General features: G+C 36.7%; 17 protein-coding genes and 1 tRNA gene. 11 read left to right on the forward strand and 7 right to left on the reverse strand.

Annotated features, from left to right (window positions below):
* Window positions 1-116: 116 nt before the first annotated feature.
* On the reverse strand, window positions 117-449 hold the full coding sequence (locus tag NEOC95_RS04165; protein ID WP_213151776.1) for a DMT family transporter: 333 nt from the start codon (window positions 447-449) through the stop codon (window positions 117-119).
* Window positions 450-537: 88 nt separating this feature from the next.
* Between NEOC95_RS04165 and NEOC95_RS04170 the strand changes: the two genes are divergently transcribed.
* Window positions 538-1,329 (forward strand): SDR family NAD(P)-dependent oxidoreductase, encoded by a 792-nt coding sequence (locus NEOC95_RS04170; protein WP_213151778.1) that lies wholly within the window; start codon window positions 538-540, stop codon window positions 1,327-1,329.
* Window positions 1,330-1,495: 166 nt separating this feature from the next.
* On the opposite strand, the gene NEOC95_RS04175 is transcribed toward NEOC95_RS04170, so the two are convergent.
* Complete coding sequence (locus NEOC95_RS04175; RefSeq protein WP_042243442.1) at window positions 1,496-2,269, reverse strand: MBL fold metallo-hydrolase; 774 nt, start codon at window positions 2,267-2,269, stop codon at window positions 1,496-1,498.
* Between the two features lie 169 nt (window positions 2,270-2,438).
* Between NEOC95_RS04175 and NEOC95_RS04180 the strand changes: the two genes are divergently transcribed.
* Window positions 2,439-2,825, forward strand: coding sequence for a hypothetical protein (locus tag NEOC95_RS04180; RefSeq protein WP_166154742.1), 387 nt, complete (start codon window positions 2,439-2,441; stop codon window positions 2,823-2,825).
* 109 nt (window positions 2,826-2,934) lie between these two features.
* Here the strand turns inward: NEOC95_RS04180 and NEOC95_RS04185 are convergent, their stop codons facing one another.
* From NEOC95_RS04185 to NEOC95_RS04195, 3 genes are all read right to left on the reverse strand, one after another.
* Window positions 2,935-5,442: an FtsK/SpoIIIE family DNA translocase gene (locus NEOC95_RS04185; RefSeq protein ID WP_213151780.1), complete on the reverse strand. Its 2,508-nt coding sequence runs from the start codon at window positions 5,440-5,442 to the stop codon at window positions 2,935-2,937.
* Between the two features lie 8 nt (window positions 5,443-5,450).
* Window positions 5,451-6,245: an undecaprenyl-diphosphate phosphatase gene (locus NEOC95_RS04190; protein WP_213151782.1), complete on the reverse strand. Its 795-nt coding sequence runs from the start codon at window positions 6,243-6,245 to the stop codon at window positions 5,451-5,453.
* A 25-nt stretch (window positions 6,246-6,270) separates the two neighbouring features.
* Window positions 6,271-6,344 (reverse strand) — tRNA-His (locus NEOC95_RS04195).
* Between the two features lie 411 nt (window positions 6,345-6,755).
* Here NEOC95_RS04195 and NEOC95_RS04200 point away from each other — a divergent pair.
* The 5 genes from NEOC95_RS04200 (at window position 6,756) to NEOC95_RS04220 (ending at window position 17,779) form a co-directional block, all read left to right on the forward strand.
* Window positions 6,756-7,733, forward strand: a complete 978-nt coding sequence (locus NEOC95_RS04200) for an F-box protein (protein ID WP_213151784.1) — start codon at window positions 6,756-6,758, stop codon at window positions 7,731-7,733.
* Window positions 7,734-7,740: 7 nt separating this feature from the next.
* Window positions 7,741-8,685, forward strand: coding sequence for a DUF294 nucleotidyltransferase-like domain-containing protein (locus NEOC95_RS04205; RefSeq protein WP_213151786.1), 945 nt, complete (start codon window positions 7,741-7,743; stop codon window positions 8,683-8,685).
* 119 nt (window positions 8,686-8,804) lie between these two features.
* Window positions 8,805-10,436 (forward strand): tetratricopeptide repeat protein, encoded by a 1,632-nt coding sequence (locus tag NEOC95_RS04210; RefSeq protein WP_349305248.1) that lies wholly within the window; start codon window positions 8,805-8,807, stop codon window positions 10,434-10,436.
* Window positions 10,437-10,845: 409 nt separating this feature from the next.
* Entirely contained in the window at window positions 10,846-14,337 is a 3,492-nt protein-coding gene (locus tag NEOC95_RS04215) for a tetratricopeptide repeat protein (protein WP_213151790.1), read from the forward strand.
* 361 nt (window positions 14,338-14,698) lie between these two features.
* Window positions 14,699-17,779: a tetratricopeptide repeat protein gene (locus tag NEOC95_RS04220; protein WP_213151792.1), complete on the forward strand. Its 3,081-nt coding sequence runs from the start codon at window positions 14,699-14,701 to the stop codon at window positions 17,777-17,779.
* A gap of 146 nt (window positions 17,780-17,925) precedes the next feature.
* On the opposite strand, the gene NEOC95_RS04225 is transcribed toward NEOC95_RS04220, so the two are convergent.
* Together NEOC95_RS04225 and NEOC95_RS04230 are read right to left on the reverse strand one after the other, a co-directional pair.
* Complete coding sequence (locus tag NEOC95_RS04225; protein ID WP_213151794.1) at window positions 17,926-19,335, reverse strand: ComEC/Rec2 family competence protein; 1,410 nt, start codon at window positions 19,333-19,335, stop codon at window positions 17,926-17,928.
* Window positions 19,336-19,474: 139 nt separating this feature from the next.
* Complete coding sequence (locus tag NEOC95_RS04230; protein WP_213151796.1) at window positions 19,475-20,071, reverse strand: hypothetical protein; 597 nt, start codon at window positions 20,069-20,071, stop codon at window positions 19,475-19,477.
* Window positions 20,072-20,386: 315 nt separating this feature from the next.
* Here NEOC95_RS04230 and NEOC95_RS04235 point away from each other — a divergent pair, with 315 nt between their 5' ends.
* From NEOC95_RS04235 to ptsP, 4 genes are all read left to right on the forward strand, one after another.
* The gene (locus tag NEOC95_RS04235) at window positions 20,387-20,551 is read left to right on the forward strand and encodes a hypothetical protein (RefSeq protein ID WP_213151798.1); all 165 of its coding nucleotides are present in this window, start codon (window positions 20,387-20,389) and stop codon (window positions 20,549-20,551) included.
* Window positions 20,552-20,959: 408 nt separating this feature from the next.
* On the forward strand, window positions 20,960-22,000 hold the full coding sequence (gene hprK / locus NEOC95_RS04240) for an HPr(Ser) kinase/phosphatase (RefSeq protein WP_249270166.1): 1,041 nt from the start codon (window positions 20,960-20,962) through the stop codon (window positions 21,998-22,000).
* Window positions 21,972-22,238, forward strand: coding sequence for an HPr family phosphocarrier protein (locus NEOC95_RS04245; RefSeq protein WP_039384027.1), 267 nt, complete (start codon window positions 21,972-21,974; stop codon window positions 22,236-22,238). The genes hprK and NEOC95_RS04245 overlap by 29 nt, the downstream gene beginning before the upstream one ends.
* Window positions 22,239-22,240: 2 nt before the next feature.
* Window positions 22,241-24,001 carry a phosphoenolpyruvate--protein phosphotransferase gene (gene ptsP, locus NEOC95_RS04250; RefSeq protein ID WP_213151800.1) on the forward strand — a complete coding sequence of 587 codons (1,761 nt, stop codon included), beginning with the start codon at window positions 22,241-22,243 and terminating at the stop codon, window positions 23,999-24,001.
* The last annotated feature ends 210 nt before the right edge of the window (window positions 24,002-24,211 follow it).

The raw sequence follows: 24,211 nt of genomic DNA on the forward strand, positions 1-24,211 counted from the left end.
GTTGATAGGCGCTATGCATGGAACTTTGCATTCTATTAAATTTGCTCTCATTCTATCACAATTAGAGTGTGAGCTATCGTTTTATTTAATATCTACAGATTGATAGCTTTTTAAGCTTATTCGCTGACAGGTCCCGTGAACAACATTAATACTGCCACTCCTGCCAAGATAAGAATTGTCCCTAGTAAATGCATCAGAGAAAAGGCTTCGTTAAAAAAATAAATGCCAATCAAAATGATGCTTACAATCCCTAATCCTGACCAGATGGCATAAACCACGCCTACAGGTAAGGTTTTTAGAGCGATGGAGAGAGACCAAAAAGTAAGCCCATAGCCCACTAATACTACTAGTGAAGGAAAAAGCTTAGTCATCCCATAAGAGGCTTTTAATGCACTGGTCCCTACAACTTCGCCGGCTATGGCCATTAAAAGATAAAGATATGCTTCCATAAAGACCCCGTTTAGGGGTACGATAAATCAAATACGATATAAAAGTAAATGGCGCTCAATAATAAATTTGCCATTCATAAGGAAGGCGATGAAACAAAATTTTAAAAATCAGACAGTTATAATTACAGGTGCAAGTTCAGGGTTTGGAGCAGCTTTTGCTGAAGCCTTTGCACGTGAGGGAGCTAGCTTAATCAATGTTGCTAGGCGTAAGGATCGCTTGCAAGCTCTTGAAAACTCTTTACGAGAAAAATATGGGGTCGAGATCCTATCGATAGAATTGGATATTTCGGATGAAAAAGCGGTGGAAGAAAAATTGAGCCAATTGGCAAGGGGTTCTATATTACCGGATGTTCTGATTAACAATGCTGGCATGGTAAGAGGGTTAAATAAAGTATGGGAGACGCCTACGCAGGATTGGAATGAGATGATTGATATAAATATTAAAGGTTTACTTAATGTTAGTGCTCAGATTATTCCTCACATGATTAAGAAAAATGCTGGGCATATCATCAATGTAGGCAGTATTTCCAGCCATGATACCTATCCTGGAGGAGGGATTTATTGTGCCACTAAATTTGCTGTTAAAGCTATTACGGATACATTAAGGAAAGAGCTGGTGAATACTCCTCTTCGTATTTCTATGATTTCTCCTGGGATGGCTGAAACAGAATTTAGCTTGATTAGATTTGCAGGCGATAAGGATAAAGCTAATGCGGTTTATAAAAACATTCAACCATTAACCGCGGAAGATGTGGCTGAGATTGTCCTTTTTATGGCTACGCGCCCTCCTCATGTCAATTTGGCTGATGTGGTGGTTTATCCTACTCATCAAGCTTCAGTATCACTTGTTTATCGAGGAGAAGGAAAAGCAAAGAGTTAGAGGAACAAGTCATCTTTTAAGTTGTAGCTATCAAAAGGATAAGGTGCTGATGAAGAAAGTTAAACTCTCTTTCCCATGGATTTTATGGTGCTTTTTTAGTTTTTTAAAAAATAAGGATAATTTAAAGAATTTTATTAAAAAATTATTTAGGAGATGGGAAAGAAAATTAAAAATAGATCGGCTGGCTAACCATAGCTTGAGGAGCTACGCACATCTCTAAAGTAATTCCATAACTTTGAAGTTTATCTTTAACCACGCCAAGAGCTGTTTCAGGTGTATTGCATTCGCTAGAAAGATGAGCAAGGTAGACATGTTTTAAATTAGGATGGGCAACTTTGCTTAATAGCTCAGCGCATGCTTCATTAGAAAGGTGACCATTCCTGCTTAAAACGCGTTGTTTATACACCATCGGCCGTGAACTGGCATGGACCATAGAAGGTTGATGATTGGCCTCTACATAAAGGTAATCGCAAGCTTGCAATTGATGAAGGACTAACGTGGAAACAAATCCTAAATCTGTACAAAATCCAAGCTTTAATCCATCCAGCTTTAAAGTAAATGCTACAGGGTCTAGGGTGTCGTGTTGAATATTAAAAGGATGGATTTCAAGGTCGCCAAATTCAAAACTTTCTCCTGTGGAAAATATTTTGAACTTAGGACATTCATGTAATTGCTCGACGATTCCTTTGGCGGTTTCATGATTGGCAAACACAGGAATACCCATTTTTAAGGCTAAAACTTTAAGGCCTTGAATATGATCACTATGTTCATGGGTAATTAAAATAGCATCTAGTTCTCGGAAGTCTACTCCTATTTCGGCAAGTTTTTCTTTGGTGGCTCTTGCACTTAAGCCTGCATCAATAAGCAGCTTAAGTTGGGGCGTTCCCAAGTAAACGCAGTTACCTTTCGAGCCTGAAGCTAGGGGACAGAAACCAATCATTTGTGACATACCTAATCAATATGAGGAACGTTTTATCATATAATCATTTCCTTAGGCAAGTTTTTTAAGGCTAAAGATGAAGAGGTTAGTCTCTAAAAAAACATAATGTTTAATTTAAATACCAAATATTATACATAGAACTATGCATACATTATAAAGAGGAGACCTCATGGAAACAGCCGTTCAAGTTTTAGAAAAAATGGAAAATGTATTAGATCAGCTAGTGAGCAATGCCGAAGGTTTAAAAGATTTATCGATGGAGGAATTTTCTGAAGAAGCAGTTACTCCTCTACAACAAAAGCAAGAACTTTTGGTAGAACAATTAAATGGTTTAGAGGGAAGCTTTGAAGCTTCTGAAAAAGAAGGCCAAGAAGAAGTTTTGGCTAAAATAGGCGATCGCATAGCAAAAAAACTCCGTTATTTCCAGCATTTAAATGCTGTATTTGTGGAAAACATTACGGAGGGAAATTTTATGGAGGACTATGCTAAGAGTGATCTAGAAATGCTTGAGACAGGAGTTCCTCATCGTCGACATGAAAATACTGACGAGGAATAAACTAAAAAAATCCAAAGCATAACATTTAAAATAGAGCGGAAATAAAAGTTTAATCCTTGGCTCTTTGCAATGAAGTTAGAGTTGAGAAGAAAATTTTTTATATGATTATTTAAAAATTTTCTTCCTCTTCTAATAAATCCTCATCTGGTGGTATCCCTTGCTTCGCTGCTAAGATCTTTCTCGGCTTGCTTCCTTCTGCAGGGCTTACAACCCCTTGGGATTCGAGTTGGTCCATTAAGCTAGCAGCACGGGCGTATCCAATCTTTAGCTTGCGTTGCAGAAAAGTGGTAGAGGCGTTGCCTGTACTAAGCACAATATCTAGTGCCTGGTCATATAAGGCATCTTGGGGCGCATCTGTAGAAGCTAGTGATCCACCGGAATCTTCAATAGAGATAGAGCCGATGGTATCAAAAGATTCAATGACATAATGAGGAGGGGCTTGATCGCAGATATATTTAACAACACTGTGGATATCTTCATCCCGTATAAAAGCCCCTTGAGCTCTTACTAAATGAGAAGTACCGGGAGGAAGAAAAAGCATGTCTCCATTTCCTAATAAGCTTTCTGCGCCTGTCTCATCCAGGATAATTTGGCTATTGATGCGGCTAGCAACCTTAAAAGAAATCCTTGTAGGGAAGTTGGCTTTTATTAATCCCGTAATAACTTCTCGAGAGGGACGTTGGGTGGCGAGGACAAGATGAATACCAATGGCTCGTGCCATCTGAGCAATACGAGCGATGGGTGTTTCAATGTCGCTACTGGCTACCATCATTAAGTCAGCGAGCTCATCGATAATTCCTACAATATAAGGCATTTTTTCAGGCACTTCGATGTTTAAAGAATCTTCAAAGTCTTTGTTGATGACACGGTTATTAAAGCTTTCAATGTTTCTTACACCCGTTTGTTTCAAGATTTCGTAGCGTTTTTCCATTTCTTTTACCATCCAACGCAGTGCAGCACAAGCACCATGGGGCTCGGTAATCACTGGCGCTAACATGTGAGGAAGGCGAGTATAAGGGGTTAGCTCTACTTTCTTAGGATCCACCATGACAAGCTTAATCTCATCCGGTCTAGCATTTAGCACAATGGACATGACAATCGTATTAATACAAACAGATTTGCCTGAACCGGTAGCGCCTGCGATAATGCAATGAGGCATCTTGGCAAGATCACTCATTACGTAGTCTCCATTGACAGCTTTACCCAGAAGGATAGGAATGTGGAACTTCTTTGTACCCTGCTGATAGGTGGTTAACATATCTTTAAAGCTGACTTCTTGAGGAGAGGGGTTAGGTACTTCGATGCCTACAGCAGCTTTTCCGGGAATGGGAGCAATGATCCTAATTGATCGAGCTTCCATATTAAGAGCAATATCATTCTCTAAAGTTTTTATGCGTTGAACTTTAACGCCTATAGCAGGATGAACCTCAAATGAGGTGATGGTAGGTCCGCAATTAATTTGACCTACTTTAGCTTCAATGCCAAAGCTTAACAATGTTTCTTCTAATACTTCAGCTTGCTTTTTTAAATCTTTCTTTAAAGAAGTTTGGTCAAATTTCTTTGGGTTGGTTAATAGATTAAAAGAGGGAAGATTGTAAGCGGAAAAATCCCCATTATGCACGCGTTGTGCTTTAAGGGCTGCCTCTCTTTTGTCTAGTTGTTCATTTGCCAATTCTTTCTTTTTCGCCGGGGGAGGAGGCGTTTGCAAAGGCTGCGCGGGTAATTGAAAAGAAAGCTGATCTTCATTTTTTTCTTTACGGGAGACAGAAGGACGCGTAGTCAAATTAATTTCTGGACGTATAGCCAGCAATTCTGGAGAAGGAGAACGATCCTGGGCTATAGAGGTATTATCCGAATGCGTGCTTGCCAAAAAACCAGGGATACGCAATTTAACATAGCGCATGAAGTCACTATCTTTTTTAGCTTCCACTTCCACTTTTACTTCTTTTTTTTCTAATGGCGCTAAAGCACTCAAAGCATTTGAATTATTTTTGGATAGCTTAGCTTTAAGTTTAGAAAAAAGGCGTAAAATGCTTAAGATTAAATTTTGAGGCATAATCTTAAAAATGAAAAACAGGCTGGCTAGTAAAGTACTGGTAAATAAAACCATCACGCCTGAAACCCCTATAAAACGATAGAGGTTAAAAATAGGCAGATCTTTATAGAGGTAAAATAAAGGGGCACCCCCTAGATGATAACGCTGACGTTTTAACCATAAATTAGGATAAAAAAATTGACTGAGAGTATTGCCTAACAAAGGATAAAGATCTTCGATGACGTTTAAAATCATGCTGGAGGAAAGGATTAACAAGAAAGTAAAGAAGAGTTTACTACCGATATGGCGGATGGGTTTATCTATAAGAAGCCTCCAACCTGCCCAGGTGCAAAAGCCACATATAATGTAGCTTGATAGTCCAAAAATTCCATGGAAGACCATGCCAATACTATAGCCTAATAGCCCCACCCAATGATGCGTGCGTTCATTGTAAGCAAAGCTTACCAAACTTAAAAATATTAAAAACGTAGAAGCAAGAGCAATGACTCCATAAATGCTGCTATGCATAGGCACTGGAGGGGCTTTTTCAGAAGCTGCCTTTGCTGCTTTCTTTTTAGCCATAAGATCCCTTATAAGTTTCTGAAAAACAGAGTTGTTACCATGCCTACCAACAGGCAATATCCTATAAAATACATAAATAGGCGTTTAGATGCTAGCTTTTGAAGATAATGCAAAGCAATTATTCCGAATAGGAAGGAAAAGAAAAAGCCTGCTAGATACTGTACCCAAGAGATAGCGGGTAAGATATACTCGTTTCTTTTTAAAATCAGTTGGCCTAATTCGATTATAATGCTAGCCATAAGTGTGGGAATAGCTAAAAGAAAGGAAAAAGTGATCGCATGTTCATAGTTCCAACCTAACAAGCGTGCTGCCGAAATAGTAGCTCCACTGCGGGAAATCCCCGGAAACACAGCCATCGCTTGAAAAAAACCAATCGTTAAGGCCTCTTTCCAAGTATGCTTCGACATCTCTGTAACTGATGAAGTTTCTTTACTAAAACGAATTCCTAAATACATAAGAGCAGCTGTAAAAAGAAAAAAATAGCCTAAATATTCGATGTGATCAAAAAAAGCTTTAATGAATTTAAGAAAAAATACCAAAGGAAAAAGCGGCAGCAAAGCAATAAAAAGAAGGTATAGCACTTTTTTTTCACTTGTTAAAAGTGTTTTAATCTTTTTAAAAAAGGCAATGAAGAGGGCTAATAATGTCCCCAAATGACAGATAAGATCAAAAGCAATGAGATCTTTGAAATTACGCATGCCTAAAAGGTATTGAGCTAAAATCAGGTGCCCAGAAGAGCTGACAGGTAAAAATTCGGTAATACCTTGAATGAATCCTAAGAAAATTGCTTCAATCGTTGACACAGCAGCTATTTGACTTGTAAAAAAGGGCGATCGACGGGATTCGAACCCGCGACATTTGGAACCACAATCCAACGCTCTAACCAACTGAGCTACGATCGCCGCATAACAAACAAGTTATTTAACTTAAAATTGCTATTTAGGTCAATAGATTTTTCCATAATTTTTAAGGGAAATATTAAGGGATAGCTACTGACAACCCCAACTTTTAGGACCTTTCCGTAAGGCGTCATGAGAAAAAGCCGGCACCGATCGTGATTTTAAAAGTTTAAAAACTCTGCTTCTTTTCTTTTTTTCTTTTAAAATTTTAAAAAAGAGCAATCCTAGGTAACTTTTATTGAGCCGCATCATCTCCCTATCATCTAAAACTAAAGGATTTAAAATAATATTAATTTTCTAAATTTTTTTAATTGGGGTTTTTGTAAATTAACTAACAATATATTATATTGGATTGCTTAATAGGTAAACATGAAATTATAAACATTGTCTAATAAGTAAAGGATAATAAATCTTATGAATATAGAAAGCATCCATAGGCATCATTTTATATTTCCTGTGTTTAGAAAAATAGAAGAAGATTTAGCTTACTCTACAGGATATCCAGAGATATATAGAAAGATTGCCATAAGAATCTTTAGTGAATTGAAAGAGCAAGATTTATGTCAACCAAGAGCTGTATGCAAAGAATGGAAACGAATTATTCAAGAAACTTTTTTATGGAAAAAACTTTATCAAAAAAACTTTATTGTTAGGCCGGGAGGTAAAAACCAGGAAATTAAGACCAATCATAATAATAATTTTTTTAATTTTTTAGCTTCCTTGCCCTCTAAAACTTTAAAAAGTATGCTTTGCTCTGGAAATGATTTAAATGATGATGAGCTAAAAAGTGTTTTTGATGCCCATCACAAGGCTCAAATTTTTAAAAATAGCCAAGTCGACAATATCAAATTTTTGCAACTTTATCCAACTCATCAATTACATGCTTACCTTCAGAAACTCAATAACTACTTAGATCAGAGCACCTCTTCTAGGGACTGCGCAAATTATTATTTACCTAAAGATGAGATAAAAGAATTAGAAGAATTTTATACGCTAGCTTTGAAACTTGCTATTTATGAAAAAGACTTCGTGCAAGAAAGTTTTTGTATAGAAAAGCTGGGAGATATTTATGTAGAAAAAGGTACCGCAGAAACTTTTCTTCAAGCTGTAGGCCTTTATAATTACGTTTTACATGATTTTTCTTCAGCCAAAAGACATGAAATAATTAGAAGCAAGTTATCTAAAGTGGAAATCTTACTTATTAAGCTCTGTACTGAAAAGCTTTTAAACCTTGATGTAAGGCAAGCATATTTTGTGGAAAATCGCAAATTGTTGAAAGCTTTTAGAAATCAGATAGAGAAAAAGATGCAAGCTTTTTCTGAAGATCCATCTTTTGAAGAGGTCAGAGAGCTCTATCGCGAGATTACTCAAGGTGTAAAAAGTTTTTTTTAACATTCTTGTGAATCAATCGAAAGAGGCTTTAGGAGCTAGTCCCTGTGAGTATGCCATGATAGGATTTGGCTCTTTAGCTAGGGAAGAGATGACACCTTACTCCGATTTAGAATATGGCATTCTTGTGCAAGAAAATACTCCTACAACTAGAAAATATTTCAAATCTCTTACGTTTCTTCTTCATCTACAAGTTATTAATCTAGGAGAGACTATCCTGCCTGCTCTTAATATCCCCTGTTTAAAGGCTATAAATTTTTTTGATAGTAGGACTCCACGAGGGTTTTGTTTTGATGGTGAAGGAGTGAAAGGAAAGGGGTGTAAAACTCCTTTTGGAAACCGCCATACATTTGAGCTTATTAACACCCCAGAAAAGATGGCGCAATATATCGCTAAAAATGAAGAGGGTAGATGGTGGCATGACCAAGAGCCGCATCTTCCCATGGAACTTTTAACTTTCACTCACCTATTAGGCAATCCTGAGCTAACCAGACGCTATAGCCAAAAAGTTCAAGAAATATTAGAAATACCCTACCAAGAGAACTTTACCCTTCGCCAGCATCTAGCTAAGCATCATTTAATCCAGCAAGATATGAAAAATTTTGAGCCCGGAGTAGAAACTTTAGAAAAACAAGGTATGCTTTTTAAAGCTAAAAATGACTTTTATCGCTTTCCTCATTTGGCTATAGATCGGCTTGCTCTTCTTCTAAAGGTGACTTCTGCAGATACTTTCGCTAGGATTGATCAGCTAAATCAGCAAGAAATTCTAACAGGCGAGGCAGCTAAAAAGTTAAAGGAATGGATGAGTATAGCATTATTCATGCGTCTTAAAACCTATTCTTACTATCAAGCCCAAAATGATAGTATGAATCCTCTTATCAAGCCCTTTGGTTTTGACGAGCCTGAAATTGTTCAAAAATGTTTAGCATTGGATCATAAAACCTTAGAAAAATAAAAAAAATTTACGGAATATTTATTCCTTTTCACAAGGCTATCCAAGAGTTTTTAGCTGGCAATGAAGAAATTCTTAAATCTTCTGTTTTAAATAATAATGCACTTCAAACACAGGGCCTTATAGCTTTAAGGCTTTTGCAGTATGAAGAAGCAAAAAAGTATTACGAATTAGCTATACAAGCCAGCTCAGGAGACCTGGAAGCGTGGAATACTCTCGCTACGATTTACTACGCTCAAGGAGATTTAGAGAAGGCGATTGAGATTAATACGAGGGCACTCGATACTGCTCTTAAACAGAATAAAAAAAATCTTTATCATATAACAAGAAGTTACAATAACCTAGGAATAGCCTATCTTAACCAAGGGAATTTAGAAAAGGCTGCGGAATATGCTAATCAGGCCCTTTCCATTGGCTATAGCATGGTGGGGGAAAATCATCCACTCATAGCTATTCGCTATAACAATCTAGGCAATATCTTTGAATCTCAAGGAAATCTTAAGTTAGCTATTAAATGTGTAAAGAAAGCGCTTGAGATTGATCTTAGGGTTTCCGGAATGGATCATCCTCACCTGGCGATTCGTTACAATAATTTGGCACGCATGTATAACGCCAATGGAAAATTAACCCAGGCGATTTATTGTGCCGAGCAGGCGCTCGCCCTTGATCTTAAGCTTTTTGATGAAAATCATCCCAAGATGGCAATTCGCTACGGCAATCTTGGGACGATCTGTAAGGATCAAGGAAATTTGGAACAGGCGGCTGAATATATGAATCGAGCGCTTGTTATAGATCTTAAGTTCTTTGGCAAAATTCATCCTAGAATAGCCAGCCATTACAGCAATCTGGGTACGATCTATTTCAGCCAACGAAAGTTAGAAAAAGCCGTTGAATATGCAAGGCAAGCACTAGACATTGATCTTAAGTTGTATGGTAAAGATTATCATAAGGTAGCCATTCGCTACAACAACCTGGCACAAATCTATCAATTACAAGGAAGATTAAGAAAAGGGGCTAGATATACTAGGAAAGCACTCAATATTAGTCTTAATTGCTATGGTAAAAAACACCCTATGTTAGCAATTTTATATAAAAATCTGGGGATTATCTATCAATGCCAAAGCAAATTAGAACAGGCGGCCGATTGTATGAAGCAAGCCCTCCACCTTAATCTAGAGCATTATGGAGAAAATCATTTCTCTGTGAGAGAAGTTTACGAACATTTGCAAAAGATTTATCAAGCACAAGGGGATTTAAAGCAGGCAACTAAATATGCCAAAAAAATGCTTAAATCTTACATCAAAACTTTTGATAAAGCTCATGACTATGCTCGGCAAGCAATATGTCATAATAACCTTGCATCAATCTACCATAGTCAAGGCAAGCTAGAGAAGGCGATCGCTTGTGTAAAGCAATGCCTTAAAATTAATCTTGAGCTCCACGGCAAAAATCATTTGCTAAGTGCTGTAGATTATGAAAACTTAGAACAGCTTTATCAAATCCAAGGAAATTTGGAGCAGGCAGTTAAGTATGTCAACAGAGCGCTTAAAATCAACCAGCACCTATTGGAAAAAAAACATCCCAATGTTGCTAGGCTTTATAATAAAGTTACCTCTATTTTAAAAACGATAGACGAGCCCACTAAATATGCTATAAAAGCACTAGAAAGCCCTCTTAAAGTCTACGGTAACCATTTTTTAATAATAAAAGTATTTTATCATAATATAAAAGAATTTATCTCCAATTTTCATTAAGTTTTGTAAGTCCATGTGCAGTATGATTTAGATAGAAGAGGGCTCACAACTTTTTTTCCTAGCAAATAAAGAATAAAATGTTGAAGGTTTATGAAATAGGCTGTTGATGTATAAATTTTTCCTCCGAGTTATAAGTGAAAGAAAACTGTGCAAATGGTCAGGAAAGCTATTCTACTCAAAAAATGAGCGGGTAGTTGAAACAATCAATAAATTGATGGTATAGAAAATTTAGCTACTTCCGAATTAGAGGGAGAAAATAGCAAGAGGCTGAAAAGATTTTCCTACCTCTAGCTTGCTAGGGTTTTTAGATAGGTCAATTAAAAGGGCTACATATAAATAATAAATAAGCTTACACATTGTATTAAAAGGCAAATTGGATGCTATAAATGAATGACAAGCAGGTAAGCTTATGGGTGCAGTGAATCTATATTTTAATTCTTCTTCATTATCGGCTATTAAGGAGAGCCAAAAAAATTCTATCCCTTCTTCTTTAAACAGGATCGAATATGCAAAGATTGGATTAAAAACCTTTGCAGAATTAAAATTGCAAGATTGGTGTCTAGCAAATCTTACTTGTAAGCAGTGGAAGCAGCTTACTCAAGAGCCTAGCACATGGAAAGAGCTTTATTCCCCAACGATCAAGGGGAAGGTTATCGAAGAGCAATTTTCTAGCAATCTTCTTGAGAATGAGGTTTCCAATTACCCTCATGCTAAAGCCTTAATTTTTCGCCCTACAGTAATTTATAAAAATATTTTTCTTCCTATTATCCCTTTCACTTATATCAAGGAAAAATGCTTAGAAAAAGAGGGCTTTTTATCGAAAGATAAAATAGAAGAAGTTGAAAATGCTTACGCGCTAATATTAAAAGGTGCTGCTCAAGAAAATGATTCTATCCAGCAAAGCTTTTACGCTGAAAAGTTAGGGGATATCTATGCTGCAAAAGAAACCTCTGAAACGCTTCTTCAAGCCGCAGGGCTTTATAATTATGCTTTACGCCTCTGCTCTTCGGGCCAGCAAGAAATCATTAGAGAAAAGCTTTTACAAGTTGAAGGTTTGCTTGCCAAGCTTTGCAAGGGAAAATCTTTAGAACCTTCTTTAATGAAAAAACGATTTGTAGACAATCGTCAAGCCTTGAAAAAGTTTAGAGATATAACAGGAGAGAAAATTCACAACTTGGCTGAAAATCCTTCTCCTCAAGAAATAAAAGCTCTTTATCATGAGATTGCTCAAGGAATGAAAGTTTTTTTCAAGTTGCTTGTTAACCAGGCCTGTGAGGCTTTAGGACCACCCTCTTGCGAATACGCGATGATAGGATTTGGCTCTTTAGCTAGAGAAGAGATGACTCTTTATTCCGATTTAGAGTTTGGTATTTTGATACAAGAAGATGCTCCTACACATAAAGAATATTTTAGGCGTCTTGCACTTCTTCTTCATCTAGCCGTTATTAATTTAGGGGAAACTATCTTGCCTGCTTTAGATATTCCTAGTTTAAAAGCTATAGATTTTTTTGATAGCATAACTCCAAGGGGTTTTGCTTTTGATGGGGCAGGAGTAGCAGGAAAAGGCTGTAAAACCCCTTATGGCAATCATCAAACATTTGAGCTTATTCAAACCCCTGAAAAGATGGCGCAATATATAGCTAAAGATGAAGAGGGCCACTGGTGGCATCAGCAAGAACCTCATCTTCCGCTGGAGCTTGTGACCTACACTCATCTATTAGGTTCCTTTAAATTAACAGAACAGTACAAACAAGCATTACAAGAAAACCTGGAGACTTGTTATCAAAAAAGCCTTACTCTTCGTCAATACTTAGCTAAGCATCATCTGGTTGAAGAGGATATGATGGTTTTCGAACCACGAATAGGACAGCTAGAGTGTCAGGGCATGCTTTTCAACACTAAACAGGACCTTTATCGTTTCCTCCATCTAGCCTTAGATAGGCTAGCGCTTTTTAATAAAGTGGCAGCTGTGGATACCTATAGTAGGATCGATCAATTAAGCAAGCAAGGGGCCTTAAATCTGGAAGCTGCTGAAAAGTTAAAAGAGTGGATGCTCACAGCGTTACTAATGCGCCTTAAAACCTATTCCTATTATCAAGCCCAACAAGAAATGATGAATCCTCTCATTAAGGTTTTTGAGATAGACGCATCTACCCTTATCCAAAAGCAGCTTGGCTTAGAGGGGGAAACATTAGCAAAGATAAAAAAAATCTATCATATTTTTATTCCCTTTTATCAGGCTATGAAAGAGTTTTTATTAGGGAGTGATGATAGATTGAAATTTTCAAAGCTAGATGAAAACTCTCATCAAGTGCATGGAGATATAGCTCTGAGATTTTTCCAACATGAAGAAGCTAAAAATTGGTATAGCTTAGCAAGAAATGAAACTTCAGAAAATTCTAATCTATTAAATACTTTGGGAATAATTGATGGAATCCAAGGAAATTTCGAGCAGGCGATTGAGTATATCTATCAAGCGCTTGAAATAGACCTCAAGCTTGAGGGAAAAGATAGCCTGCAAGTGGCAAGAGATTATAATAATTTAGGAGTTTTCTACCAAAACCAGGGAAAATTAGGAAAAGCTGTTAACTATATAAAGCTAGCCCTTAAAATTACTATTAAGCTGTATGGCAAAAATAACTTAAGGGTGGCAAATTGTTACAATAATCTAGGATGCATCTATTTAGAAGAAGGTAACTTGGAAAAGGCAGCTAAGTATGGCAAGCAAGCGCTTGAAATAGGCTGCGAGCTTTACGGAAAAAGCCATTCTAGCTTAGCTATATATTTTAGCAATCTAGGACGAATCTATCATGAGCAGGGGGATTTAGCAAAAGGAGTAAAGCTCATCAAGCGCGCGCTTGATATAGACCTCAAGCTGTATGGAGAGCATCATCCGAATATGAGCAAGAATTATAATATTCTAGGGTTAATGTATCATGCACAGAAGGATTATGAGCAGGCAGCCAAGTACTTAAGGCAAGCTTTAAAAACCGATCTCAAGTTATTAGGAAAAAATCATATAAAAATAGCTACTCGTTATAATAACTTAGGAAGTATCTATCAAAGCCAAGGCAATTTAAAAGAGGGTTTTAAATGGATCCACGAAGCCCTTAAAATAAACATTAAATTATTCGGAGGGAGCCACCCTAATGTAGCCACAGCTTACAATAATCTTGGAACAATCTATCAAAAACAAGGAAATTTTGAGCAAGCCATAGAGAATGCCAAAAAAGCACTGAAAATCCGTATCGAGCTTTTTGGCAATTATCATCCCAGCGTAGCAAGAGTTCACAATAATCTTGGAACGATTTATCAAGAACAAGGCAATGTTGAGCAAGCTGCTAAGTCATTCACTCAAGCACTAGGTGTTTTTCTTAAAGTATATGGTGCAAATCATTTAGAGGCAGCAAATCTCTGCCATCATTTAGGGCAAATTTATCAATTTCATGGAGAACTAGGAAAAGCAGCTAAGTATATTCATCAGGGCCTTCAGATTAATATTCAGCATTACGGTGAATATCATTCTCGGGTAGCTGAAGGCTATAAGAATTTGGGGCTCATCTGTCAAAAGCAAGGGAAATTGAAGCAAGCCGGCATCTTTATCAAGAAAGCACTTAAAATTAATATTAAACTTTTTAGTGAAAATCACCCTTGTGTAGTAAGAAATTGTAAGGATTTGGGAATGGTTTATCAAGAGCAAGGGAAGTTAGGAAAAGCGCTTGATTATACTAAGCAAGCTCTTCGAAGTGGCATTGTTACATATGGCATTCATCATCCTGAAGTAGCAACCATTAACAGCAACCTACAGAAACTCAAGTCACTTTTTTCAACATCTGAGGTGAAAACAACCACACTTCTTAAGAGGCAGGATAAGCCAATAGGAAGGGGAGCATTGAGTTGACATTGAAAATAAGAATATAACTTTGTGTAAAAGGTGCTACTATGATAATAACTTAACGCGAAAGAAAATCAGCTATCAATGCTCTTTTGAGTTGGAGGTAACGACAAACTTTTAAAATTACTAAGCTATCAAATGCTTGCCTTGTGTTTTGTCTGATTTAAAAGAGAGGGTGTATTTGAATTTGATTAATCATATCCGAATGATTAGGGCTGCGAGAGAGCTAGCTAGCTTAGCAAAAGAAAGGGCTTGTGCTAAAGCTGCTTTTCAGCCTAGCAGGCTAAAAAGTTGTTTCAAGAAACTATAAATAATGCTAATGCATATTTAAATTTTTAATAAAAATTAAGTAAAAAAGATGATTTCTATGAATTTAGAGAGCTTAAATACCCACCCTCTCATATTTCCTGCCTTTAACAATTCTATTTCTCGTCTAGGGGATACCTCAGTATATGCAGAAATTGCTTTAAAGATATTCAAAAAATTAAAACTACGAGATTTGTGCCAAGCCAAGTTCGCATGTAAAGAATGGAAGCATTTAATTAAAAGCAGCTTTTTAGATAAGGAAGAAGCTTATACGCAAGCTTTAAACCGTGCTATTCAAAAGAACAACCCTCTGCGCGAAAAAGTTTGCGCAGAAAAGCTAATCCAAGAAGCATATTGCATAGAAAAACTAGGAGATATTTATCAAGATAAAGGTACATCCGAAACATTACTTCAAGCCGCGGGGCTTTACACTTATGCGTTACAAATTGTTTCTGATGAAAGAAAGAAATTTTTTGAAAAAAAGCTTTTGAAAACCCAACATTTACTTATCAAGTCGTGTAACGGAAAAGTTTTAGATAATAATAGAATAAGAAAAGAATTTAAGAGCAATCGCCAAGCATTAAAAATTTTTAGAGAAAAAATAGAGGAGATAATTCATTCTCTTCCAGAAACTCCTTCTTTTCAAGAAGTGAAAGAGCTTTACGGTAAGATCTCTCAGGATATAAAGGCTTTTTTTAGCTTACTAGTTAACCAGGCGCTTGATGTTTTATGCCCGGCACCTTGCGAATATGCCATGATAGGCTTTGGTTCCTTAGCTAGGGAAGAAATGACCCCTTATTCCGACTTAGAATTTGGCATTCTTATAAAAGAAGATAGTGACGAAAACAAGAAATATTTTAGAAATCTTACTAATCTAATTCATTTGAAAGTTATTAACTTAGGAGAAACTATTCTTCCAGCTTTAAATATTCCTTGCTTAAAAGCAATAGGCTTTTTCGATGGCATTACGCCACGAGGCTTTGCTTTTGATGGAGCAGGAGTAGAAGGAAAAGGCTGTAAAACTCCTTTGGGCAATGGTAAGACATTTGAGCTTATCCAAACTCTTGAAAAGATGGCTCAATATATTGCTAAAGATGAGGAAAAACAACAGTGGTGGCATGATAAAGAGCCTCATCTTCCCATGGAGCTTCTAAATTTTACTCATTTGCTAGGCAGCAATGAATTAACTGAGCAATATAGGAAAAAAGTTCAAGAAAATCTTGTTACGCCTTATCAAGAAGGCCTTAATCTTCGCTATTATTTAGCCAAGAAACACCTAGTTCAAGAAGATATGATAGCCTTTAATCCAGGAATGGGTAGTTTAGAAAGGCAGGGCATGCTTTTTAAAGCAAAAAATGATTTTTATCGTTTTCCACATCTAGCATTGGATAGGTTAGCCCTGCTTAAAGAAATAGTAGCTTCGGATACATTTGGTAGAATTGATCAGCTAAATAAGTTAGGAGTTATAACGGAGGGCGCCGCTGAAAAGCTAAAAGACTGGATGAGTATAGCGCTATTTATGCGCCTTAAAACCTACTTCCATTATCAAGCGCAACAAGAGATGATGAACCCTCTAATTAAGCCTTTTGGATTTAATGAGCCTGAGCTCATAAAAAAGCAGTTTGCTGTAGATCATGAAACTTTAGAAAAGGTAAAAAAGATTTATCGTATATTTATTCCTTTCTACCAGGCTATGCGAGACTTTTTAGCAGGACATGAAAACAATCTTTCATCCTCCGATTTAAATGATGATTTACCCCAAACGCAAGGATACATAGCTTTAAGGCTTTTTCAGAGCCAGGAAGCAAAAAAGTGGTTTCATGAAGCTTTAAAAAAAGATTCAGAAAATTTTGAATCTTTGAATGAGTTAGGGCTTATTTATGAGCAAGAAGGAAGTCTAAAGCTGGCAGCTAAATATTTAAATCAGGCGCGTAAGGTTGCTCTTAACTCTCATAGGGAAAACAAGTTTTTTGTAGCATCAGTTTACAACAATCTAATCTCGCTTTATCCGACTGAAGTAAATTTTGAAAACGCAATAGATTATGCAAATCAAGCACTCAAAATCCTTAGAGAACTTGTGGGTGAAGATCATCCATATATAGCGGGAGCTTACAATAATTTAGGATTTATCTACCAAGAGCAAGGTAATTTAGGCAAAGCGAAAGAGCATAGCAACAAGTCGCTTACCATTAACCTTAAGTTTTTTAAAGAAAATCCTGCTAACGTAGCTAGAGATTATAATAGTTTAGGAATGATTTGCCTAGACGATAAAGATTTAATAAAAGCAATGGATTTTGTCAATCAAGCACTCAACATCAATCTTAATTTTTATAGTGAGATGCATCCCAATGTGGCCCTAAATTACAACAACCTGGCAACGATCTATCAAAAACAAGGAAAATTAGAAAAGGCAATGGAGAATGCTAAAAAAGCTCTTGCCATTGACCTTAAATTTTTTGGCGAAAATCATCCTGCAGTGGCTACAGATTACAATAACTTAGGAGACGTTTACAGAGAGCAAGGAAATTTTGGTCAAGCGGCTGAGTATGTCCGCAAATCCCTCAAAATTAATCTTGAACATTTTGGTGAGACTCATCCTAAGGTGGCTAAAGATTACAATAACCTAGGAATCTGTATAAGAAAAAATGATTTAAAAGAAGCGGAGTATTATATAAATAAATCACTCAACATTAATCTTAAATTGTATGGTAGAAAACATTTCATTGTGGCGTGCAGTTATGATACCTTAGCTATTATTTACGAAGATAAGAAGAAATTAAAGCAGGCTTGTAAATGTTTTAAGAAAGCGCTTGCTATTAACCAAAATTTTTATGGAAAAAGCCATTCCTGCGTGGCTCTAAATTATAATAACTTAGGAAGGATTTATACAAAGCTAGGTAATTTAAAAAAAGCACTTAAGTATGTCAAGCAAGCACTTAAGATTAATCTTAAGCTTTTCGGGGAAAATTATCCTGCTGTGGCAACTTCTTACAACACCTTGGGCCAAATTTACAAAGAAAAAGATAATTTAAGCCTAGCCATCGAATATATTAAAAAAGCGCTTAGAATTAGTATCGAATTATATGGTATCCATCATTCAATGACAAAAGCTATAAATGTCAATCTAAAGGAGCTTAAATAAAAACTTTTGAAATGGATTACGAAAAAGAAGTAATCTTTTTACTTTCAAGCTTCCGAACATTAGTTCATGCTGTAACCTGCTCTGATTAAGATAGAGGTGAGTATAAAAAAATAACGTTCAGCTAATAATAGGGTGAAAAGATGCTTTTAAAAAATTAATTCGTGGCTAGTAATCTTTTGTTGCTGGCTCAAGTAATGTCGTCCATAAATTCCTGCTAGAAAATATATTCCTAGCCATAAAATAGCTATTTCCTGGTTTACTGACAGATTTATATTATAATCCAGGCTTTTGGGCATACCATAAGCGTAATCTAAGACAAAGTTAGTAAAAGATTCATTAAAATGATGAATGATTTGGGCTAGGCTAGAACTTAGAATTCCTACTATTAAGCCAGCTAATAAAAACATGAGGGCAACACTTACCATCCAAGGAAAAAAGAAGTTATAGATTATACTCCATAAGGGAAACTTCTGAAAATAATAGAGGGTTAGAGGAAGGGCTGCTAAAGTAACCGCTATGGAGAGCGCTAACGCTTGGCGGAAGAGAGTGAGAATGATAAAGCCGTGTTGATTGGCAAGATTCATGGCCATTAATTGATTAAAGGTTTTCTTAGCAAAAATCTTTTGGAGTAAATAGTCGAAGGAAAAATAAGAGATTAGAATGGCGGCTGTTACTGCGAAGCTAAATTGGAAGCCTATATGAAGCGCTAATTCCGGATCAAAAATAAGAACGATTAACAACCCTATTCCCAAAGAATTGAGGCCAGAAGGAGGCTTTTCTAATAAGGTAGCACCAAAGCCTAGCATGCAGCTGACCCATGCTCGAATGATAGAGGGCGAAGGCCCAAGAAAAGCAAAGTAGAGCGTCATAAAAACCATCAGAAGACTTACACGCGTTTTGGGGCCTACTATCCAACATAAAATAAAACCCAGCATACCCGCTACGATGGCAAAATGAAAGCCCGAAATAGCCATGATATGTTGCAAGCCGAAACGTGAAAATTCAAAAGCCATAAGACGATTTTCAAATTCGCCCGTTGTGATACCTGAAAGAAAGCTGCTGCTAGGGCTATTTGGGTTTTTAGATATCTTTTGAGAAATATATTTATTAACGGCTTGTTTGGCATTAAAGCGCCATTCTGCTAGACCCCAACTATTTGCTAAAGGGTGCCAGGGCTGGTATTTATCTGGCTTGAAAATAAATTTACCATTTTTAGACTGTTTAAGCCTACCTTGTAAAAGGTAGGTTTTATTAGCTAAAGGACGATTAAGCGCTGCATGATCTAGCAAAGAAATGATTACAGAAATGTTAGGATAGATATTTAAAGATTCATGCCCGGTAAAAGAGAGCAGCTTACCTTGATAGTTCCAGCTTTTACCTATGAAGGTGGCTTTCCGCGATAAAGAAGAGATATAAATAAGCGCAGTACCTGTAACTCCTTGTTCAGGTAGCTGAGGAGGTTGGAAGGCTAGGGAAGAATAGAAAGCTGCACTTAAAAAAAGAAGGAAGTTAAAAACAGCAGCTTTGTATTCTTGGTGAAAGACAAAAGCGAGCAAAAGGATGGTTAGAAGCAGGCTATTTATAAAGAGGGTAGAAGATGAAATCCCTAAGCCACTATAGACTCCTAACAAAAATGAAAGGCCATAGAAAAGAGCAGGATAACTTTTACAAAATAAATATAAGGGGTTAAGGATATCAAACTTGAACTTCGTATAATCTCTTGTTTGGGTTGTTAAGGGAGCTAGTTAAACCTCGATCTTTCAACTTATTTATTTTGCGAGACTGAAGGACTTGGAGAGATGGAGGAAAGCTTAATGTTTTAGTTCCTTTTAATTTAGGGCGTTCTTTAGCTTGGCTAGTTTTGATTGGGTCAGGGAAAGCCGCAGGAATTTTTTTGCGGACTCGAAGAGCATCTATTAATGTATGGATGCCCGCTAAAAAGGCATAGTTAATTAAAGCGTAATGGTTGCTAAAAGTGATAATTAGATAATTATAAGAAATTGAATTATTATCTTTTAATAATATGTATTTATGAATTTTATTAATAGCTAGTACTTCCCCGATAGGGTAAAAAGCTGTTCTATCTAAGGTGGAAAGTAGGTATTGAAAATTTTCTGGTAGGACTTCATTAAAAATTTTATCATTTTTTAGGATATAACATAAGGGGGCTGCCCCTCCAGGGATATGCTCTATAAGAATAAGCTCAGCAAAAGCATGCTGGGACATATCTCCCGATTGCAAATCTTTAAATTCGACATTTAATCTTTCTAGTTTTATCCTATTTACCTCCACGTCCGGCCATCCTTTTTTTTCTAAGTATCTGAAAATCAGGAAATAAATATAATTTTAAAAAAATTAGCCCGTTTACTTTTCATCTTAATTTTTTAACATAATTAATGCAAACCCTTCTTAATTAAATTCAAAGAAATCCAAAAATTTGGTAAAAGTATGAATGGAAAGTTTTTAAGAAAAAATAAAAAATTTGCTAGCATTTTTTTAATCATTGAGCTCCATGCTAAAGGCTTATTTAAGGAGGATAAAAATTTAGAAAATAGTTCAAATACAGCTTTTAGCCCTTAATCCCCCTCAATTTTAAGGAATAAGTCGATGAATTTACCTGTTAAAGATTACCATTCTCAGTTATCTGTGCCTAGTGTCCGAGAAAGTTTTCATCAAGCGTTCTTTTTAGAAAAAAATTTAAGTTTTTTCTGGAAAATATTAAAAGCTAACTTACTTAAATTTTTAAAACCCTGCTACAACCCTATCATTTGATTACCGGTCGTCTTAAGTGGTTGTAAGTTTTTTTGTTTAGAGCATTTAATTGGCGAGTGGCTTTTAAAAAATTGTGGGGATTTTTTCGAAGCGCGGCTACTATTAAAATCTTTATCCTGCAAAAACAGTCTGAGAAGGAATGGGAAGGATAAATGCCAGAGTGTTAAATAGTTTTTCGACTGCTTTTGTAAGAGATAAGGATAAATTTTTGTTAGTGAAAGAAGGAATTTAGTATTAACCGTATAACTCTATTAAATTTATGATTTTCTTGGAATACTGCTTCTTCGATTGTTTATGGAGTAGCCACTATTTGGCTAACAGTAGATTAGTGCCACGAAATCTTTATCCTTCTATTCAATTGAAAAAGATAAAAGAGCTATCAAATTTTAAAGATTTTTCCTCCTCTAAATGGGCTATTACATCTTTTGTAGAGGAGCTAACATTTTATCATGGAAGAGTAAGCTAGCAAATATGATTTACAAGGTAGAGGAACTTTTCCAAAAACATGGTCATGATTTAGGTCTGGTGCTTGTAGCAGGTCATAAAGGACTCAAGCGTTCTATCAAAGTACCTGAGTCTCATCGCCCGGGACTTAGCTTATGTGGTTTTATGAAAAATCATGCTTACAAGCGTATTCTTGTATTTGGGCGAGTCGAAATGGAATATTTGAGAGACTTAGATCCTGAACTACGTGTCAATCGCTTAAAAGAGATCCTTACGACTGCTACTCCTGCTGTAATTGTGGCTAGAAGGCTATTGCCCTTAAAAGAACTAGTCGCGTTATGTCAAAATAAAGGTATTTCTCTTTTCAGGTCTAGCATGAGCACGATGAGCTTGCTTAGCAAGCTTACGCTCTTATTAAGTGAAGAGTTTTCTCCTAGTATGACCTGCCATGGTACATTGGTAGAAGTTTTTGGGGTAGGGGTCTTGATTAAAGGCGATTCATCCGTAGGGAAAAGTGAAGCGGCTTTAGGTCTTATTGAAAGAGGCCATCGACTTATATCGGATGATGTAGTCAAAGTTAAAAAAAGGGAAGACTCTTATGTGGAAGGATTTGGAGCAGAATTGACTCGGCATCATATGGAAATTCGAGGAATAGGGATTATTAATGTCGCTCACCTATATGGGGCTGTATGTGTAAGAGATAACAAAAGTATAGATATTGTGGTTAAGCTGGAAGCTTGGGACGATCAACATTTTTATGATCGAGTAGGTTTGGTAGAAAATTACTGTGATCTGCTAGGATTAAATATTCCCTATCATGTGCTGCCTGTGAAACCAGGTCGCGATGTAGTATTATTATTAGAGACCATCGCTCTTAATCATCGCCTAAAAGCAATGGGATATAATTCTGCAAAAGAGTTTAATAATAAGTTGTTAGATATGATTTCTTCTAAAAATCAAACAAGGAAAAGGATCCGTGAAGCTATCGAGTCAAGTGCAAGTTAAAAATAAAATGGGCCTTCATACCCGCCCTGCAACAGTTATTGTGAAACTGCTGCAAAACAGTAAAAGTGATGTAACCTTTAAACATAAAAAAGAGGAAATCAACGCTAAAAGCATTCTTAGTATCCTCATGTTAGCTGCAAGAAGAAATTCTAAAATCACGATCGAAGTGGTGGGTGAAGATGCTAAAGAGACTTTAGAAAGGCTTGTTCAAGCATTTGAAAATCAATTTGAGGAGTAAAATTGCCACACTCTAATCTAGAAGAAATTCGGTTAACTGGCAATGTAATTTCCAGTGGAATCGCGATTGGAAAGCCTTTTTTTCTAAAAACTTTACAAAAAAGTTTTCCAGATGAAAACATTCCGGCTTATAAAGTCGAGGCTGAAACCGAACGTTTTCAAGCGGCTGTCCAATCAGTCATCAATGATTTACAGGCAATTAAAAATCAGCTTGAACTAGATGGCATGGAGGAGGGGGCTGCCATTTTAGAAGCGCAATTACAACTTTTGTCCGACCCTTTATTAATTACCGAAGTTAGCAAGCAAATCCATTCTAAACGCAAAATTCCTGAATATATTCTTCATCAATTGATTCAAGAGTATCAGAAAAAATTTGATACTTTAGAGGATATGTTTTTTCGAGAGAGATTTAAAGATGTACAGGATATCTCTCGCCGTATTATAGCCTATCTTCATAAGGAAACAAAAAGTGCTTTTGATGAGCTTTTACCAGACTCGATACTTTTCGTAAAGGATCTAAGTCCCGCGGAAACTGCAGAAGCTAGCCAGAAATGTGTAAGGGCTATCGTATCCGAAAGAGGAAGTGCTACCGCTCACGCTGCCATCCTTGCCCGGGCTAAAGAAATTCCTTATATGACCAACATAGCATTTGACGAAGTGTCGAGCTGCTCGGATTACCTAGTGATTGTCGACGGAAGAAATGGGGAGCTAATTTTTAATCCTTCTTCCGAGACATTAGCCCAATATGAAAGGCTAAGTGAGGAGTTAAATGCTAGACGTCTTCGATTAAGGCAGACAGACTCTCATGATATAGAAACTTATGACGGCTATAAAATGAGACTTCTAGCTAATATAGAAACCAGCAGCGAAGTTAAGAAAATCCATGAATATGGTGGTGAGGGGGTAGGATTATACCGCTCTGAAAATATTTTAGTAGGTCGGGAGCGCTTACCTACAGAGGATGAGCAGTTCGAAATTTATCGAGAACTCGTGGAAAATATGCAAGGTCTGCCTATTACTATTCGAACTTTTGATGTGGGGCGGGATAAAGCAGGCATTGAAGCTTCTCCAGGTCAAACAGGAAATGCTTTCCTGGGATTTAGAGCGGTAGGAAGTTTAGAACGAGAGAAAGATATTTTTATGACCCAGCTGCGTGCTATCCTACGTGCCAGTGCATTTGGTGAAGTTAATATTCTTTTTCCTATGGTCTCTTCTTTATCCGAGTTGATTGAAGCTAAACGCATGACCCAAGAGGCTGCTAGGCAAGTAAAAGTTAATTCTTTAGTGAACTTAGGATGCATGATTGAAGTGCCCTCAGCAGCTATTATTTCTGATCTTCTGGCGCGTGAGTCGGATTTTCTTTCTATAGGAACTAACGATCTTATTCAGTATACTTTAGCCGTAGATAGATGTGATAATACCATGAGCCATTTATATCAACCTATGCACCCATGTGTCTTAAGATTAATACGACATGTCGTCATTGAAGCTCATAGGCATAATGTGCCTGTCAGCATTTGCGGTGAAATGGCTGCTAATCCTAAATATATTCCTTTATTGATGGGATTGGGGATCCAGGAAGTATCTGTAGCTGCCCGCTATATACCTTTAATCAAGCAGGCAATTCGCTGCTCAAGTATTATCTCATGCTGTAAGCTAGCTGAAAAAGCGCTATCTTTAGCAAGCACTTCTGAAATACAAGCCCTTTTGGATGAAACTTTTTATGCACATTTCGCTCGTGCCTCATTAGAGGAACTCATGTGAGAGAGGTTAAATCCCGGCATTCCGCAAATTTAGCAGTTTCCCTAAATAAAAATCCCAGTAGTATTAAGTAAACAACTAGTACTACAGTGGTAAATGTTGTAAACACAGCTTTCTTTGCCTTTGATAATGGTAGTAACAAGCACTCGCTTGATGCTTACGACGCCAATTAGACCATTCTAACCAATAGCTCCAGCATTGCTTGATAGAGGT

This window comes from Neochlamydia sp. AcF95, from assembly GCF_018342455.1.
Classification (GTDB): Bacteria; Chlamydiota; Chlamydiia; order Chlamydiales; family Parachlamydiaceae; genus Neochlamydia.

Excerpts from the sequence above, each read along its gene's own strand:
- NEOC95_RS04185 (WP_213151780.1), bottom strand. The coding sequence starts at position 5,442 with ATGGCTAAAAAGAAAGCAGCAAAGGCAGCTTCTGAAAAAGCCCCTCCA.
- NEOC95_RS04165 (WP_213151776.1), bottom strand. The coding sequence starts at position 449 with ATGGAAGCATATCTTTATCTTTTAATGGCCATAGCCGGCGAAGTTGTA.
- NEOC95_RS04175 (WP_042243442.1), bottom strand. The coding sequence starts at position 2,269 with ATGATTGGTTTCTGTCCCCTAGCTTCAGGCTCGAAAGGTAACTGCGTT.
- hprK (WP_249270166.1), top strand. The coding sequence starts at position 20,960 with ATGGGCTATTACATCTTTTGTAGAGGAGCTAACATTTTATCATGGAAG.
- NEOC95_RS04215 (WP_213151790.1), top strand. The coding sequence starts at position 10,846 with ATGGGTGCAGTGAATCTATATTTTAATTCTTCTTCATTATCGGCTATT.
- NEOC95_RS04180 (WP_166154742.1), top strand. The coding sequence starts at position 2,439 with ATGGAAACAGCCGTTCAAGTTTTAGAAAAAATGGAAAATGTATTAGAT.
- NEOC95_RS04235 (WP_213151798.1), top strand. The coding sequence starts at position 20,387 with ATGAATTTACCTGTTAAAGATTACCATTCTCAGTTATCTGTGCCTAGT.
- NEOC95_RS04200 (WP_213151784.1), top strand. The coding sequence starts at position 6,756 with ATGAATATAGAAAGCATCCATAGGCATCATTTTATATTTCCTGTGTTT.
- NEOC95_RS04220 (WP_213151792.1), top strand. The coding sequence starts at position 14,699 with ATGAATTTAGAGAGCTTAAATACCCACCCTCTCATATTTCCTGCCTTT.
- NEOC95_RS04170 (WP_213151778.1), top strand. The coding sequence starts at position 538 with ATGAAACAAAATTTTAAAAATCAGACAGTTATAATTACAGGTGCAAGT.